Genomic DNA, 15975 nt, shown 5'->3' on the forward strand with positions numbered 1-15975 from the left:
GTGTGCGCGGGCGTGATCTTCGCCATCCTGCCGCGCACCACCTGGGCGGGGATGGAGGCGCGGCCCTACGCCTTCGCGGCGGCCGCCGGGGTCTGGCTCACGGTGTTGCTCGTCGCCGCCGTCCGGCGCAACGGGCCGCGCTGGTGGGTCGGCTACGCGCTGGCGTTGATGCTTTCGATTCTGCTCAATCTGAACATGGTTCTGCTGGTGGCCGTTTATGCCGTAATGGTGCCGCTGTTGGCGCCCGAAAAAGCGCGCAAATCCACGGTCATTCGGTGGGCGATCAGCTCGGCGGTCGCGGTCGCGGCGATGACGCCGTTCATGCTGTTCGCCCACGCGCAGGTTTGGCAGGTCAACTGGATTTACCCGGTCAGTTGGCATTACGCGTTCGACATCATCCTGCGGCAGTATTTCGACCACAGCGTCGCGTTCGCCATTGTGTCCGCCGTCCTCATAGTGGCGGCCGTCGCCGCCCGGCTGGCGGGGGTGCGGCCGCCGGCCGGGGACATCCGCCGGCTGCTGATCGTGTGCTCGGCGTGGCTGGTGATCCCCACCGCCCTGGTGGTCGTCTATTCGGCCGTCAGCGAACCGATCTACTACCCGCGCTACCTGATCTTCACCGCGCCCGCGATGGCCGCCGTGTTGGCGGTCTGCGTCGTCACGATCGCCCGCAGAACCTGGCCCATCGCCGGTGTGCTGCTGGTCTGCGCCGTCGCCGCGGTGCCGAACTACCTGTTCGTCCAGCGCTGGCCGTACGCCAAGGAGGGCTGGGACTACAGCCAGGTCGCCGACCTGATCAGCTCCCACGCCGCCCCGGGCGACTGCCTGATGGTGGACAACACCGTGCCGTGGCGACCCGGGCCGATCCGCGCGCTGCTGGCCACCCGGCCGGCCGCCTTCCGGTCGCTGATCGACGTCGAACGGGGCGCGTACGGGCCGAAGGTGGGCACGCTGTGGGACGGCCACGTCGCCGTGTGGCTGACGACGGCCAAAATCGACAAATGCCCGGCGATCTGGACCATTACCAATAAAGAACCGTCGCTGCCCGACCATCAATCCGGACCGGCATTGCCGCCGGGGCCCGCATTCGGCCGGGCGCCGGCGTATCGATTCCCGAGTTACCTCGGGTTCCGCATTGTCGAACGATGGCAATTCCATTACTCGCAGGTGGTCAAGTCGACGCGCTGATTTGGCGCTTTTCGGGCGGCGTGAACCGCAATTTGTTGGGTAGTTGACTACCCATGCACAGTTGGCTGGCCGCGCCGTTGCTGGGCGGCAACGTTCCAGGGGCTTCGGCACCTCATCGAGCTGTTCGCCGCGTTCGGTTTGACCACGCTGATCGGCCTGGAGCGCACCGTTCAGGGCAAGAGCGCCGGGCTGCGCACCCAGACGATCGTGGGCACCTCCGCGGCGCTGATCATGCTGGTGAGCAAGTACGGATTCGCCGACGTGCTGTCGAACGGCACGGTCGCGCTTGACCCGTCCCGCATGGCGGCCCAAATCGTTTCCGGCATCGGCTTTTTGGGGGCCGGCATCATCATCACCCGGCGCGGGGCGGTGCACGGGCTCACCACGGCGGCCGCGGTGTGGGAATCGGCCGCGGTCGGCATGGCGGTGGGCGCGGGGTTGCTGTTGCTGGCCATCGCCGTCGTGGCGCTGCACTTCGTCAGCGCCCTCGTCTTCAAGGCCGTCGAGGGTCGCCTGACGGCGCAGCTGCGGGGCACCGTCCGGGTGCAGATCATCTACGAGAACGGTCGCGGCATGCTGCGGGAGGTGCTGCGGATCTGCGGGCAGCGGAACTGGCAGCTCACCGAGCTGGACGCGGACGCGCACGACATCGACGACGGCGAGGTGCGGGTGACGATGACCCTGTCGGGCGCCAAGATCGGGAACGCCCAGCAGGTGTTCGGCGAGGTCGACGGGGTGGTGGCGGTGCTGAAAACCGAGGACGACCCCGACTGAGCCAGGGGCTAGCCGACCGGCTGCGGCCGGCGGGCCCCGCGCGTTGCGCCATAGGCCGCCGCCACCCCGGCGGCGCTCAACGCGGTGAACACCGTGAACAGCCAGTGCGCCGCCATCCCGTCGCCGCCCTTGGCGGTGTTGACCACCACCCCGGCCAGGCCGGCCGCGATCGCCGCGGAGACCAGCTGGACGGTGTTGATCGCGGCCGATGCGGCGCCGCCCTCGGCCGGGTCGTCGACCGCGGCCATCGCGCGCGCCGACAGGTGCGGCCAGGCCATCCCGATCCCGACGCCCGCCACCAGCAGCGCCACCGCCCACAGCGCGGCGGTCCAGGGGGACCCGTCGCCGCGGCGGGCGACCGCGGCCAGGGCCATCCCGGACGCGGCCACGATCGGCGCTGCCACGATCACCCGCGCGACGGTGCGGGGGCGATCCAGCGACGCGCTGAGGATCTCGCTGACCGTCCAGCCGAGCGCCAGCGCCGCCCCCAGGAATCCCGCCGCTATCGGCGTCAGATGCGCCAACCGCTGACCGAACAGCGGCACGTAGGTGTTGACCATCGCGGCGCCCATCAGCACGCCCATGGTCAGGTAGATCCACTTCAGCGGGCCGGGTCCGAACACGCTGGGCGGCAGGATCGCCGCGTGCGTCCGCCAGTCCACGAGCACGAACAGGCCCACCAGCGCGACGCCGGCGCCCAGCAGCGCGAACGTCGCCCACGCGTTGTGCGGGATCTGGGCGACGCTGACCGCCAGCGCGGCGGCGCCGATCAGCAGCAGCGACCGCACCGGCACGTTCATCGGCGCCACAGCGCCGCCGCCCCCCACGCGGGCCAACGCGACCGGCACCAGCATGGCCATCAGGCCGGTCAGCACCGCCATCGCGACGAAGGCCCACCGCCACAAACCCAGCTGGGCGAACAGGCCACCCGTGGTGGGGCCGACCACCGTCGCCACGCCCCACATCGCCGACACCAGCGCCGAGCTGCGCGTCCACAGCTCACGCGGCAAGGCCGTGTTGATCACCGCGTATCCGAGGCCGGCGAGCAGCCCGCCGGCCACGCCCTGCAGGGCGCGCCCAGCTATCAAAACCTGCATGTTGGGCGCCGCCGCGCAAACCAGGCTGGACACGCCGAACACGGCGAGCCCGGTCAGGTAGGACGAGCGCGGCCCGGCGCGCACCAGCATCGGATTGACCATCGCCGCGGCCACCACGGAGCCGACCAGGTACAGGGTCGTCACCCAGGCGTAGAGCCGGCTGCCGCCGATTTCGGCGATGGTGTTGGGCAACAAGCTGGTGGTCAGGAACTCGTTGGTGGCGTAGAGCGCCACCCCGCCGGCCAGCAGGACGGACGTCCTCAGGTACCTGGCCCCCAGCAGCTGACGCCAGCCGCCGGTACCGGTCGCGGTGTCGGTCACCCTTCTACCGTATGGGGCGTTTCGGGGTGGGAAAACTGAATTCCGGTGCCAGCAAACTCATTTCAGGCCGGCGGCGTCCATCCCCCGCAGTTCCTTCTTCAGGTCGGCGATCTCGTCGCGGAACCGCGCGGCGAGCTCGAACTGCAAGTCGCGCGCGGCGGCCATCATCTGCGCGGTGAGGTCCTTGATCAGGTCGGCCAGCTCGGCGCGCGGCATGCTGGTCGTGTCGCGTCCCTCGAACACGCCGGCGCTGACGGCGCGGCCCGGCTCGCCCTGGGCGCGCCGGCCGCGGGACATGCTGCGCCCGGAGCCGATTTCGACTGTCTCGCTGTCGTCGGCCTCGCGATAGACCTGGTCCAGGATGTCGGCGATCTTCTTGCGCAGCGGTTGCGGATCGATGCCGTGGGCCTCGTTGTAGGCGACCTGCTTGGCCCGCCGCCGTTCGGTCTCGTCGATGGCCTCCTTCATCGAGTCGGTGATCGAGTCCGCGTACATGTGCACTTCGCCGGAGACGTTGCGGGCCGCGCGGCCGATGGTCTGGATCAGGCTGCGCGAGGACCGTAGGAAGCCCTCCTTGTCGGCGTCCAGGATCGCCACCAGCGACACCTCGGGCAGGTCGAGACCCTCCCGCAGCAGGTTGATGCCCACGAGCACGTCGTAGTCGCCCAGCCGCAGCTGGCGCAGCAGTTCCACCCGGCGCAGCGTGTCCACCTCGGAGTGCAGGTAGCGCACCCGGATGCCCATCTCCAGCAGGTAATCGGTGAGGTCCTCGGCCATCTTTTTGGTCAGCGTCGTCACCAGCACCCGCTCGTCGGCCTCGGTGCGCTTGCGGATCTCGCCGATCAGGTCGTCGATCTGCCCCTTGGTGGGCTTGACCACGACCTTCGGGTCCACCAGGCCGGTCGGCCGGATCACCTGCTCGACGAACTCCCCGCCCGCCTGGCTGAGCTCGTAGGGGCCCGGGGTGGCCGACAGGTAGACCGTCTGGCCGATCCGGTCGGCGAACTCCTCCCAGGTCAGCGGGCGGTTGTCGCAGGCCGACGGCAGCCGGAACCCGTATTCGACCAGGTTGCGTTTGCGGGACATGTCGCCCTCGTACATGCCGCCGATCTGCGGCACGGTGACGTGCGACTCGTCGATGACGAGCAGGAAGTCCTCGGGGAAGTAGTCGAGCAGCGTCGCCGGCGGCGAGCCCGGGCCGCGACCGTCGATGTGGCGGGAGTAGTTCTCGATGCCCGAGCAGAAGCCGACCTGGCGCATCATCTCGATGTCGTAGTTGGTGCGCATGCGCAGCCGCTGGGCCTCCAGCAGCTTGCCCTGGCCCTCCAGCTCGGCCAGCCGCTCGGCCAGCTCCTGCTCGATCGTCGAGATGGCGTGCGCCATCCGCTCGGGGCCGGCCACGTAGTGGGTGGCCGGGAAGATCCGCAGCGAGTCGACCTGGCGGATCACGTCGCCGGTCAGCGGGTGCAGGTAGTACAGCGCCTCGATCTCGTCCCCGAAGAACTCGATGCGCACCGCCAGCTCTTCGTAGGACGGGATGATCTCCACGGTGTCGCCCCGCACCCGGAACGAACCACGGGTGAAGGACAGGTCGTTGCGGGTGTACTGCACGTCGACGAGCAGCCGCAGCAGCGCGTCGCGGGGCACCTCGGTGCCGACGCCGAGTTCCACCGAGCGGTCCAGGTACGACTGCGGCGTGCCGAGGCCGTAGATGCAGGACACCGACGCCACCACGACCACGTCGCGCCGCGAGAGCAGGGACGACGTGGCGGAGTGCCGCAGCCGCTCCACGTCATCGTTGATCGAGCTGTCCTTCTCGATGTAGGTGTCGGTCTGCGCGATGTACGCCTCCGGCTGGTAATAGTCGTAGTACGACACGAAGTACTCAACCGCGTTGTGCGGCAACATCTCTCGCAGTTCGTTGGCCAGCTGGGCGGCCAGGGTCTTGTTCGGCGCCATGACGAGGGTGGGCCGCTGCAGCCGCTCGATGAGCCAGGCGGTGGTGGCCGACTTCCCGGTGCCGGTGGCGCCGAGCAGCACCACGTCGCGCTCCCCCGCCCTGATCCGGCGTTCGAGCTCGTCGATGGCGGCGGGCTGGTCGCCGGCGGGCGCGTGCGGGCTGACCACCTCGAAGTGGCCGCCGACGCGCACGACCTCGTCGACCGCGCGGTATTCCGAATGTGCGACTACCGGATGTTCCGTGGCGAAAGCCATGCCACCAGCGTAGAACCGCGCACCGACAAGTGTCGCGGAGCCGGTCTGGCCGCCCACTATCCCCCGGGCCGGCTCCAGGTTCGGGTGACGGGATCGCACTGCAGCAGGTGCCCGTCGTTCGACGTGGTCATGGCGAACACCGAGGTCCCGGGCCGGTCGCACGAGCTGCCTGCGGCGTGCACGCCCATCGTGATCGGGGCCTTGGCCCAGCTGTTGCCCTCGCAGACGATCTGCTCGCTGTTGGTCGGGTCGTAGGCCAGCTTGCCGACGTCGCCGCAGACCCCGCCCAGCACGGGCGGGGCCGGGGCCGCCGCGGCCGCCGACGTGCTGACGGCCTGGGCGGGGTCGCCCAGGTTGACGCCGGCCGGCACGTCACCGACGCGGGTGGCGACCACCGGCACCCGCACCACGGCGCCCTGCGCGCCGCATTCGTTGCTGAGCACGGTCTCGGTCACGGTGCCGCGCAGCGTGCCGTCGGCCTGGGGCGCCAGCGACCACGCGAGCGTCTCCTGCTGGGTGGCCGCGCCCTGGCCGTCGGGCGGGGTGCACGCCAGCCGGTCCTGCTGCGGGGCGCCCTGCCAATAGCCGGCGACGAAGTGCAACGTGTCCGTCTTGCCGCCGTCGGCCGTTTGGTGGGTGGCGTTGTCCAGCCGGGCCCCGGTGGCCGCGCAGCCGTTGGTGGTGCACACCGAACGGAACGCCCACCAGCCGGTGGCGGGGCCGTCGTGGCGGATCGCGACGCCGTTGGTGGTCCGCTTGCTCTCGTCGTAGTCCAGCTTGTAGGCCCCGTTGAGCGCCGGTCCGCCGGACCGGGCCGGCGCGGCACTCGGCGCCGGGACGGACGGTTTCGACGCGAGCGCCGGGTTCGCCGGCGGGGTGTCCGGCTCGAACGAGTACAGGATCGACCCGGTGGCCGCGACGGCGACGAGCATCGCGCACACCAACCCGACCCCCCACCGGGTCCGCGCCGAGAAGCGGTGGTTCATCGCCGCCGCCACGGCGCGCGGTCCGCGCCGTCGCCGCGTCATCGACACGGCGCGGGGCCCGGGACCCGGGGCGGGCGCGGCGGCCTCGTCGAGCCGCTCGCCGACCGCGTCGGCGAACGCGCGGCACCGGTCGAACCGGTCCTCGGGGCGTTTGGCCAGCGCCGTGCGGAACACGTCGTCGAGATGCGCCAGCTCCGGGCGGAAATCGCTGAGCCGGGGCGGCTGTTCGTGCAGGTGCTGGCTGATCACCGCGATCGGGTTCGAGTGCTGAAACGGGGGCGCGCCGGTGAGCAAGTGGAAAGCCGTTGCGGCCAAGGCATATTGGTCCGCGCGCCCATCGATGTTGGATCCCGTCAACTGTTCCGGCGCCGCGTAGGCCACCGTTCCCACCGCGACGTTGGTCTCGGTGATCCCGCTGATGTCACCCAGGTGCCGCGCGACCCCGAAGTCCGCCAACAGGATTCGGCGCTCGCCGGCCTCGGGATGGGTGAGCAGGATGTTGGCCGGCTTGACGTCGCGGTGCAGCAGCCCGCGGTCGTGGGCGTAGTCCAGCGCCCCCGCGACGGCCCGGACGATGGCGCACACCTCACCGACCGGCATGCCCTCCGGGTGAAGCTCCTTGACCAGCCGGGCGGCGTCGGTGCCCTCGACGTAATCCATGGAAATCCAGAGGTGGCCGTTGAATTCGCCGCGGTCATGGACGCCGACGATGTGGGGATGCCACAGCGTCGCGGCGAGATCGGCCTCGCGGTTGAACCTTTCCCGGAACTCGGGATCGGCCGTGACCGCCTCCGCCAGCACCTTGATCACGTCACGGCGTGGCAGCCGGGGATGCAGCGCCAGATACACCTCGGCCATGCCCCCGGCACCCAGCTGCCGCAGGATCGTGTAGCCGGCGAACGGCGCGCCGCTGTTTATCGAAAGGCGGGCGCTATCCGCCTCGAGGGGCTCCGCGTTCGGCGTGGAAGCGACCGGCGGGACGCGGCGGAACAGATGGGCGATGGTCACCGCGGGCAGCGACTGAAAACCCGCGCGCAGCGCCGCGCGATTACTCAGCAACCGCCGCCCGGCGCCGATGCGCCGGGTGGTGCCCTTGCCCTCGTCCATCCGTTGCCCCACCCCCTCGTTCCGATCCCGGCCTGCCGCAACGCGACACGGCACGCAACACCGGGGCGCGTGCAGGCCTCGGCGCCCCGGCCGGCACGACGATGTGCGCGGCGCGCCCGGAAAAGGCCTCGGCGCAACCCCTTACGTTCAGATGATGCCGGATTCCGCTGGGGAGTCCGCCTCGCCAAGCTATGAAACGGTTATGAGTGAGCGGACCGACACATAGCGAAATCACAGCCGCTCCCAATAGAACCCCCCGGCGGCGCACAGATACTTGAGTGGTGACCCGCCCCGCCCCGCCCGTCCTGACGATTCGGCACGACGGGTCCCTACGATCCTTCGCGGCCGGCCACGAGGTGGTCGTCGGCCGCGACACCGAGGCCGACGTGCGCATCGCCGATCCCCGGATTTCGCGCGCCCACCTGATCCTGCGGTTCGACCAAGGCCGGTGGCTGGCAATCGACAACGGCTCGCTCAACGGGACCTACCTCAACGGCTACCGGATGCCGGTCATCGACATCCACGACGGCCAGAGCATCCACGTCGGCAATCCGCGCGGACCGCTGCTGACCTTCGCGATCGGACCGCGCCAGGGCTACGCCGACCGGCCGGGCCGGGCCCTGCCGAATCCGGCGGCCGGGCCGCCGACGCTGGCCTGGTCCGCGCTTCCCGAGCAAACCAATCCCACCCGGGCGCCCCGGCCGCCCGGAGCGCCGCGGAATCCGCTGTCCCGGCAACCGATTTCGCGGCCCCGCCAGGGGCCGGCCCCCGCCGTCCCGCTGCGCGGTGTCGCGCCCGCCGAGCGGACCGTCGTCCACGCGCCGACGCCGCCCGCCGAACTCACCGTGGTCGACGCCAAGACGGCCGACGTGTCGAACCTCGCCACGCGCTTTGTGAAGTTGCTCTCACCGCGCTCGTCGGCGGCCGCGGGCAGCCCGGGCGCCCTGACGATCGGTCGCGCCGCGGAGAACGACATCGTCGTTTCCGACGTGCTGGCGTCGCGCCGGCACGCGACGCTGGTGCAGACGCCGCTGGGCACCGAGATCCGGGACAACAGCATCAACGGAACCTTCGTCAACGGCACCCGGGTCGGCTCCGCGATCCTGTCCGACGACGACGTCGTCACCATCGGCAACGTCGACCTGGTCTGCCGCGACGGCACCCTGACCCCTCGCAGCGAAACCGCAACCCGCACCGGCGGTCTCGAGGTGCGCAACGTCGAATACGTCGTCGACAACGGCAAACAACTGCTGGACGACATCTCGCTGATCGCGCGGCCCGGAACCCTGACCGCGGTCATCGGCGGCTCGGGCGCCGGCAAGAGCACCCTGGCGCGGCTCATCGCCGGCTACACCACGCCCAGCTCGGGCTCGGTCACCTTCGAGGGCCACGACATTCACGCCGAATACGCGTCGTTGCGCAGCCGCATCGGCATGGTCCCGCAGGACGACGTGGTGCACCGGCAGCTGACCATCAACCAGGCGCTCGGCTACGCAGCCGAGCTTCGCCTGCCGCCCGACACCAGCAAAGCCGACCGGGCCAAGGTGGTCGCACAGGTCCTCGACGAGCTCGACCTGACCAAACACGCCGACACCCGGGTGGACAAGCTGTCCGGCGGTCAGCGAAAGCGGGCCTCGGTGGCGCTCGAGCTGCTCACCGGGCCGTCGCTGTTGATCCTCGACGAGCCGACCTCCGGCCTCGACCCGGCGCTCGACCACCAGGTGATGATGATGCTGCGGCAGCTGGCCGACGCCGGCCGGGTGGTGATCGTGGTGACGCACATGCTGTCCTACCTCGACACCTGCGACCAGTTGCTGCTGGTGGCCCCGGGCGGCAAGACCGCCTATTGCGGCCCGCCCGATCGGATCGGCGCGGCGATGGGCACCACCAACTGGGCGAAGATCTTCACCCAGGTGGGTGCGGACCCCGAGGAGGCCAACCGGCGGTTCGTGGAGCAGCGCGACGCCGCGAAGCGGCCGCCGAAGCTGTTGCCGGACAAGGCCGACGAGCCGGGCGCGCTGGGCGAACCGGTGCATACCAGTGTGCGGCGCCAGATCTCGACGGTTGCCCGGCGGCAGATCCGCCTGGTGGTCGCCGACCGCGCCTACTTCGTCTTCCTGGCGCTGTTGCCGTTCATCCTGGGTTCGCTCTCGCTGACGGTGCCGGGCGCCAACGGGTTCCATCCGCCGGGCGCGAATGCGGGGACGCCCGACGAGGCGGCGCAAATTCTGGCCCTGCTGATGCCCGCCGCCGCGTTCATGGGCACCGCGCTGACCATCCGCGACCTGGTCGGCGAGCGGGCCATCTTCCAGCGCGAACAGGCGGTGGGGCTGTCCACCACGGCCTACCTGCTCGCCAAAACCGCGGTGTTCTGCGGGTTCGCCGTTCTGCAATCGGCGATCATCACCGCGATCGTGGTGATCGGCAAGAGCGCGCCGACGCGGGGCGCCGTCCTGCTCGGCCAGTCGACCGCCGGGGCGACGGTCGAATTGTTCGCGACCGTCGCGGCCACCTGTGTGGCGTCGGCCATTCTGGGCCTGGCGATTTCGTCGCTGGTCCGCTCCAGCGAGCAGATCATGCCCCTGTTCGTGGTGACGGTGATGGCGCAGCTGGTGCTCTGCGGTGGCATGGTCCCGGTGACCGGACGGCTCGGGCTGGACCAGCTGTCGTTCGCGATGCCCGCGCGTTGGGGCTACGCCGCGGCCGCGTCGACGGTCGACCTGCGGCACCTGGTGCCGGATTCGCTGCTGTCCCAGGACCGGTTCTGGCGGCACACGCCGAAGGTGTGGCTGCTGGACATGGGCATGCTGGCCGCGTTGTCGGTGTTCTACGCCGGTTTCGTGCGGTGGCGGATCCGCCTGCGCCGATAGTCCGGGGCACCCCTAGATTTGCTCGGCACCACCGTCGACGAAGACCTCGCTGCCGGTCATGAAGCTGCTGTCGTCCGACGCCAGGAACAGCACCGCCGCGGCGACCTCCTCGGGCCGGCCCAGGCGGCCCATCGGGACCTTGGCCGCCTCGCCCTCGCGTATCTCGTGCTCGCGCCCGGCCGGCGCCAGCCCCAGCAGCCCCGGCGTCTCGACCGGTCCGGGGACGATCGTGTTGACCCGAATGCCCCGGTCCACGAGTTCGGCGGCCCAGGTGCGGCCGAACGAGCGGATCGCCGCCTTGGTCGCCGCGTAGACGCTGAACGCCGGGGTGCCGTTGTAGGCGGCGGTCGAGCCGGTCAACACGATCGACGCCCCGCGGTTGAGCAGCGGCAGCACGGTTTGCACGGTGAACAGCGTGCCGCCCACGTTGGTCATGAACGTGGTGGTGAAGTGTTCGACCGAAATCTCGCCCAGCGCCGCGAATTCCCCGCCGCCCGCGTTGGCGAAGAGCACATCGAGGCCCGCTCCGCGGGCTGCGATCACGCCGGCGACCGCCGCCAGGTCGTCGGGGTCGGCCACGTCGGCGCGGATGCCCGTCGCGCGTTCGCCGATCGAGGCCACCGCGGCGTCGATGGTGTCCTGGTTGCGACCGGTCAGGATGACGTAGGCACCCGCGTCGGCCAGCCGCCGCGCCGCCGCCAACCCGATGCCCGAATTCCCGCCGGTGACAAGGGCCGTCTTTCCGCTGAGGTCGCTCACCATGACTAGAGTAGGGGCATCCATCCGCCGAAGCACGAGACGTTCGACCTGATCGCCCGCACCAACACCGATCCCAAGGGCATCGTGCGGGAGGTGGACGACTACGCGGTCCACCCGTGGGGCCTTTACGTGGCCCGGCCCACCCCCGGCCGCGCCCAGTTTCATTACCTCGAGTCGTGGCTGCTGCCGTCACTCGGCTTGCGCGCCACGGTCTTTCACTTCAACCCCGGCCATGAGCGCGATCAGGACTACTACCTCGACGTCGGCGAGTACACGCCCGGACCCGAGGTATGGCGCTCGGAGGATCACTACCTCGACATCGTCGTGCGCACCGGCGACCGCGCGGAGCTGGCCGACGTCGACGAGTTGCTGGACGCCGTCCGGCACGGCCTGTTGACCCCGGAGGCCGCGGAGCGGGCGGTGCGGCGCGCCGTGGAGGCCGTAGCGGGGTTGGCCCGCAACGGCTATGACCTCTCCCGCTGGCTGGCCGGCCACGGGATGGAGCTGACGTGGCGCCAGGCGTAGCGGCGGGCCTGCCCGAAGCGGTGCGCGCGGCGCTGCGCGACGAGCCGGTGCCCGACTGGCGGTCCCCGACGCTGGCGACCCTGACCGACAAGCGGTTCTCCGACCCGCGATGGATCTTCGAGCGCAAGTTCGACGGCATGCGGTGCCTGGCGTTTCGGGACGGCGACCGGGTGCGGCTGTTGTCCCGAAACCGCCAGCCGCTCAACGGGACCTATCCGGAACTGGTCGACGCGCTGGCCGCCCAGCCCGCCACCCGCTTCGTGCTGGACGGCGAGGTGGTGGCGTTCCAGGGCCGCCGCACCAGCTTCGCCCGGCTGCAGGGCCGCCTGGGCATCACCGACCCCGACGTGGCCCGCGCCTCGCCGATCCGCGTCTCCTATTACGTCTTCGACCTGCTGCACCTGGACGGCAAGTCGACGCTCGACGCACCGCTGGTGTGGCGTAAACGGTTGCTGCGCAACGCGATTCAATTCGGCGGACCGCTGCGCTACACCCCGCACCGCATCGAGGACGGCCTCGCCGCCTACCGCGCGGCCTGCGAGCGCGGCGACGAGGGCGTGATCGCGAAGCTGGCCGAGTCGACGTATGAAGGCGGCCGCTCGAAGAACTGGCTGAAGTTCAAGTGCGTGCGCGACCAGGAATTCGTGGTCGGCGGCTACACCAGCCCCAGGGGCAGCCGGGTCGAGCTGGGCGCGTTGCTGCTGGGCTACTACGACGGCCGCGACCTGGTGTACGCCGGCAAGGTGGGCACCGGCTTCGACGAGGCCACGCTGCGCCGCCTGCACCGGCGGCTGTCGGCCCTCGCGCGGGACACGCCGCCCTTCACCCGCGGCCTGGTGCGCGAGGCCGGCGCCCGGTGGGCCCGCCCCGAATTGGTGGTCCAGATCGGCTTCACCGAGTGGACCCGCGACGGGAAGCTGCGCCACCCGCGCTACCTCGGCATCCGCACCGACAAGGACGCCGGCGACGTGGTGCGGGAGAGCGGGTAATGTCAGCAGCTATGAGTTGCACCGGCCGCAGGTTGCTGCCGATCATCGCGATCATTGCCGTTGGCGCCCAGCTGAGTCCGGCGATCGCGCGGGCGGACCTGCACAACATCACCTACCGCGCCCGGATCGACGCGCTGACCACCGGCAGCCAGGCCACCTTTATCATCAACGGCGGCCAGACGAACACCACCAACCTTCCGTCCATGCCCGGCAACGCATTCGAGGCCAACACGGTGTTGCCCGACCCGGCGCAGGCCGGCATGCGGATAGTGCTGCATTTCCCGTACTCGGCGAACGTGCACTGCGAGATCGACGTCGACGACAACGTTTTCACCCAGGCCGACCAACTGGTCAAGCCCGCACCCGGCAACGCCGACCCGAACAACGGCGCGCTGGCCTGCGGCGCACCGCTACCCGGCTGAGGTCGATTGCCCGACTCCTCACCTCTGCTCACCGGCTATCTATCAGGGCGTCCAGATCGGCGATCGTGCGCAACGTGTCGTTGAGGTGGGTGCAGGTGCTGGTGCCAACGAATTCGCCGCGGACGCGGTCGCGCAACTCGGTGAGGGACATGCCGCGGATGCGGGACGCACTACCGATCGCCCCGGGGCATTCCTGCCACGGCAACACCCGCACCTCGGCGCTCACCTCGGTGATGACCCGCGCCGAGGTGTCGACCGTGCCGGCGACGGTGTACTCATGCACAATCGTCTCCATCAAGTCGTCATCCACGTGAGAGTCGCGGAAGTGGGCCTGGAACCGCGCCGACGCGGAGTCGGCGTCCGCCAGATCCAGCCGCCGGTACCTGCGCATCCCACGCGCTCGCAGCGGCTCCACCTCGTGTAGTCCGCTCAGCGGCGGCGCCACCGGGCCGCGGCCCGTCGGGATGACATCGTGCCGCCGGGTGTATGCGATCAGCGACGCGTCCGGTGCGAAACCGGCGCAGATCCCAGCCATCCGGTCGGCGATGCCCGGCGGCATCTTCTCTTCGATGCCCTCGATGATCGCCGCGTATTGGGTGGCGTATCCGGACACCAGGGTCGCACCGACCCAGTCGTCGAGCAGCAGGTGCAGCAGGGTGGCCTGCTCTGCCTGCTGCGGGAACAGCCGGCCAACCGTCGCCCGGAATCCGGCGCCGACCCGACAGCCCAGCAGCGCGTCCAGACAAGCGGTCGACGTGATGTCGTCGACGACCTGATCGGTGAGGTGTGCCCGCACTCGGACCTGGCCGAGTACCTCGACACGTCCGTCCTCGGCGCCCACCACGTCGCGCGCCCGCAGGTCCGCCATTGCGCCGCGCGCCCCATCCGGATGGGTGTCGATGGTGCTGGTGCGCCGCCGCCGGCCCGCCACCAGCCGCGGCGCCTCGTCGCCGTAGGGCCGTCGCGGGCCCAGGATGTGGTCGACGAATGGCATGGCGGCTCAGGGCTTCCAGCCAGTGGTGTCGGCCCATTCCCAGGCTTGCCGGTAGGCGTCACGAAACCACGGTTCTTTGGCGGTGATATAGCGCATGATGTCGCCGCCGGCGGCTGCGTCGGCTTCCCGTTTCATCCGCGAATACTGCTCGCGCACGTCGGCATTCGCATTGAGCCAGTCGACGAAGAGCAGAGCGAACTGCTGATTGGGCCAGCCCGCGACCCGGATGTGTACGTTGGTCGGCCTTCCAGGATCGGCCGAGGCGTGAATTCGCTTGTGCCACAACGCGGTATCGTCACTGTGGTCGAAATCCTGCACGGTGCTGCGGGCGTCGGGCTTGGCGGCGTCGGCTGTGATGTGTTCCAGGCGCGGATAACCCACCGACAACAACGACTCGGCGACTTCGTCCGCCACGGCCAAGGATTCGACGGTGACCTGCACGTCGATGACGTCCTTGGCGGGCAGGTCCGCCACGGCGGTCGAACCGATGTGGTCCACCCGGATGGCCCGGTGTCCGCAGGCTGTCTTCAGCCGGTTGACGATGCGCTGCGCATCGTCGCGCCAGCTCGGATCGGGCGGCACCACCCGCACCGGCGCCCGGGCGACCTGGCGCCGGCTCAGGTTGTGCGCGAAGGGCAGTATGCGGTTGTCCCACACGTCGTGGGCGCGTTGCACCAGGTCGTCCGGGCTGCCGGAGTTGTCCACCCAGATGTCGGCGACGGCACGGCGCTGCTCGTCGCTGGCCTGCGCGGCGATCCGGGCGCGGGCGTCGGATTCGGGCATGCCGCGCTGCTCGATGAGCCGCCGCAGCCGCACCTCGACGTCGGCGTACACGATGACCACGAGCGGGAACAGCGGCGCCATCCCGGATTCCACCAGCAGCGGAATGTCTTCGACGACAACCGAGTCCTCGGGCACCGAGGCGATGATCTCGGCGCGGCGCTTGCCGACCAGCGGGTGCACGATGCCGTTCAGCCGCTGCCGCGCCTCGTCGTCGGCAAAGGCCTTGGCCGCCAAGGCGGGACGGTCCAGTGACCCGTCGGGCAGCAGGATGTCGTCGCCGAACGCCGCCACGAGCGCCTTCAGGCCCTCGGTGCCCGGCTGGACCACCTCGCGCGAGATCACGTCGCCGTCGACGATGACGGCCCCGCATTTGGCGAAGGTGGCCGACAGGGCCGACTTGCCGGCGCCGATGCCGCCGGTCAACCCGATACGCAGCATGCCTGAACGCTATTACGCGTTGCCGGCGAGCTTCTCCCGCAGAGCGGCCAACTGGGCGTCGCTGGCCAGCGACCCGCCGGCCGCCTTCTCCTCGCGCGCACCGCCGTTGGCCGACGACTGCTCGGCGCCGTGCCCGGCCGCCTCGGCCGCGGCGAACTTCTCCATCTGCGCGGTGTGCATCTTGTGCCGGCGCTCGGCCTCGGCGTAGCGGGCCTCCCACTCGGCGCGCTGGGCGTCGAAACCTTCGAGCCATTCGTTGGTCTCGGCGTCGAAGCCCTCGGGGAAGATGTAGTTGCCCTGCTCGTCGTAGCTGTCGGCCATGCCGTACTTCGCCGGGTCGAACTCCTCGGTGTAGTCCTCGTTGGCCTGCTTGAGCGACAACGAGATCCGGCGGCGCTCCAGGTCGATGTCGATGACCTTGACCATGGCGTCGTCGCCGACGGCGACCACCTGGTCGGGCACCTCGACGTGGCGCTCGGCGAGCTCGGAGATGTGCACCAGCCCCTCG

General features: G+C 70.2%; 13 protein-coding genes. 6 read left to right on the plus strand and 7 right to left on the minus strand.

Annotated features, from left to right (window positions below):
- Both WU80_RS20620 and WU80_RS20625 read left to right on the plus strand, forming a co-directional pair.
- Positions 1-1188, plus strand: a 1188-nt coding sequence (locus WU80_RS20620; RefSeq protein WP_055405824.1) for a hypothetical protein, incomplete at its 5' end; no start/stop codon positions are given.
- A gap of 114 nt (positions 1189-1302) precedes the next feature.
- Positions 1303-1962: an MgtC/SapB family protein gene (locus WU80_RS20625; RefSeq protein ID WP_055404962.1), complete on the plus strand. Its 660-nt coding sequence runs from the start codon at positions 1303-1305 to the stop codon at positions 1960-1962.
- An 8-nt stretch (positions 1963-1970) separates the two neighbouring features.
- Here WU80_RS20625 and WU80_RS20630 read toward each other — a convergent pair whose 3' ends face one another.
- From WU80_RS20630 to WU80_RS20640, 3 genes are read right to left on the minus strand one after another with little or no spacing between them, the layout of a single operon-like run.
- Positions 1971-3380 carry an MFS transporter gene (locus tag WU80_RS20630; RefSeq protein WP_055404961.1) on the minus strand — a complete coding sequence of 470 codons (1410 nt, stop codon included), beginning with the start codon at positions 3378-3380 and terminating at the stop codon, positions 1971-1973.
- A gap of 57 nt (positions 3381-3437) precedes the next feature.
- Complete coding sequence (gene uvrB / locus WU80_RS20635; protein WP_055404960.1) at positions 3438-5594, minus strand: excinuclease ABC subunit UvrB; 2157 nt, start codon at positions 5592-5594, stop codon at positions 3438-3440.
- Between the two features lie 56 nt (positions 5595-5650).
- Complete coding sequence (locus WU80_RS20640) at positions 5651-7687, minus strand: serine/threonine-protein kinase (RefSeq protein ID WP_055404959.1); 2037 nt, start codon at positions 7685-7687, stop codon at positions 5651-5653.
- A gap of 278 nt (positions 7688-7965) precedes the next feature.
- Between WU80_RS20640 and WU80_RS20645 the strand changes: the two genes are divergently transcribed.
- A complete protein-coding gene (locus tag WU80_RS20645; protein WP_197281311.1) occupies positions 7966-10557 on the plus strand; it encodes an FHA domain-containing protein in 2592 nt (863 codons plus the stop codon).
- A gap of 12 nt (positions 10558-10569) precedes the next feature.
- On the opposite strand, the gene WU80_RS20650 is transcribed toward WU80_RS20645, so the two are convergent.
- Positions 10570-11316, minus strand: coding sequence for an SDR family oxidoreductase (locus WU80_RS20650; RefSeq protein WP_156349687.1), 747 nt, complete (start codon positions 11314-11316; stop codon positions 10570-10572).
- An 84-nt stretch (positions 11317-11400) separates the two neighbouring features.
- Here WU80_RS20650 and WU80_RS20655 point away from each other — a divergent pair, with 84 nt between their 5' ends.
- The 3 genes from WU80_RS20655 to WU80_RS20665 are packed head-to-tail and all read left to right on the plus strand — an operon-like array spanning position 11401 to position 13252.
- Positions 11401-11841: a DUF402 domain-containing protein gene (locus WU80_RS20655; RefSeq protein ID WP_055404957.1), complete on the plus strand. Its 441-nt coding sequence runs from the start codon at positions 11401-11403 to the stop codon at positions 11839-11841.
- The gene (ligD, locus tag WU80_RS20660; RefSeq protein WP_082459963.1) at positions 11826-12830 is read left to right on the plus strand and encodes a non-homologous end-joining DNA ligase; all 1005 of its coding nucleotides are present in this window, start codon (positions 11826-11828) and stop codon (positions 12828-12830) included. Before WU80_RS20655 ends, ligD begins: the two co-directional genes overlap by 16 nt.
- An 11-nt stretch (positions 12831-12841) precedes the next feature.
- Positions 12842-13252 carry a hypothetical protein gene (locus WU80_RS20665; protein ID WP_055404956.1) on the plus strand — a complete coding sequence of 137 codons (411 nt, stop codon included), beginning with the start codon at positions 12842-12844 and terminating at the stop codon, positions 13250-13252.
- 28 nt (positions 13253-13280) lie between these two features.
- On the opposite strand, the gene WU80_RS20670 is transcribed toward WU80_RS20665, so the two are convergent.
- The 3 genes from WU80_RS20670 to WU80_RS20680 form a co-directional block, all read right to left on the minus strand.
- Complete coding sequence (locus WU80_RS20670) at positions 13281-14246, minus strand: DUF2889 domain-containing protein (RefSeq protein WP_055404955.1); 966 nt, start codon at positions 14244-14246, stop codon at positions 13281-13283.
- Between the two features lie 6 nt (positions 14247-14252).
- Complete coding sequence (coaE, locus tag WU80_RS20675) at positions 14253-15467, minus strand: dephospho-CoA kinase (RefSeq protein ID WP_055404954.1); 1215 nt, start codon at positions 15465-15467, stop codon at positions 14253-14255.
- 12 nt (positions 15468-15479) lie between these two features.
- Positions 15480-15975: S1 RNA-binding domain-containing protein (locus tag WU80_RS20680; RefSeq protein ID WP_156349686.1), on the minus strand; the 496-nt coding region annotated here is incomplete at its 5' end.

Origin of the sequence: Mycobacterium sp. UM_11 (assembly GCF_001414075.1) — a bacterium.
Lineage (GTDB): Bacteria > Actinomycetota > Actinomycetes > Mycobacteriales > Mycobacteriaceae > Mycobacterium.

Excerpts from the sequence above, each read along its gene's own strand:
- WU80_RS20670 (WP_055404955.1), bottom strand. The coding sequence starts at position 14,246 with ATGCCATTCGTCGACCACATCCTGGGCCCGCGACGGCCCTACGGCGAC.
- uvrB (WP_055404960.1), bottom strand. The coding sequence starts at position 5,594 with ATGGCTTTCGCCACGGAACATCCGGTAGTCGCACATTCGGAATACCGC.
- WU80_RS20665 (WP_055404956.1), top strand. The coding sequence starts at position 12,842 with ATGAGTTGCACCGGCCGCAGGTTGCTGCCGATCATCGCGATCATTGCC.
- coaE (WP_055404954.1), bottom strand. The coding sequence starts at position 15,467 with ATGCTGCGTATCGGGTTGACCGGCGGCATCGGCGCCGGCAAGTCGGCC.
- WU80_RS20640 (WP_055404959.1), bottom strand. The coding sequence starts at position 7,687 with ATGGACGAGGGCAAGGGCACCACCCGGCGCATCGGCGCCGGGCGGCGG.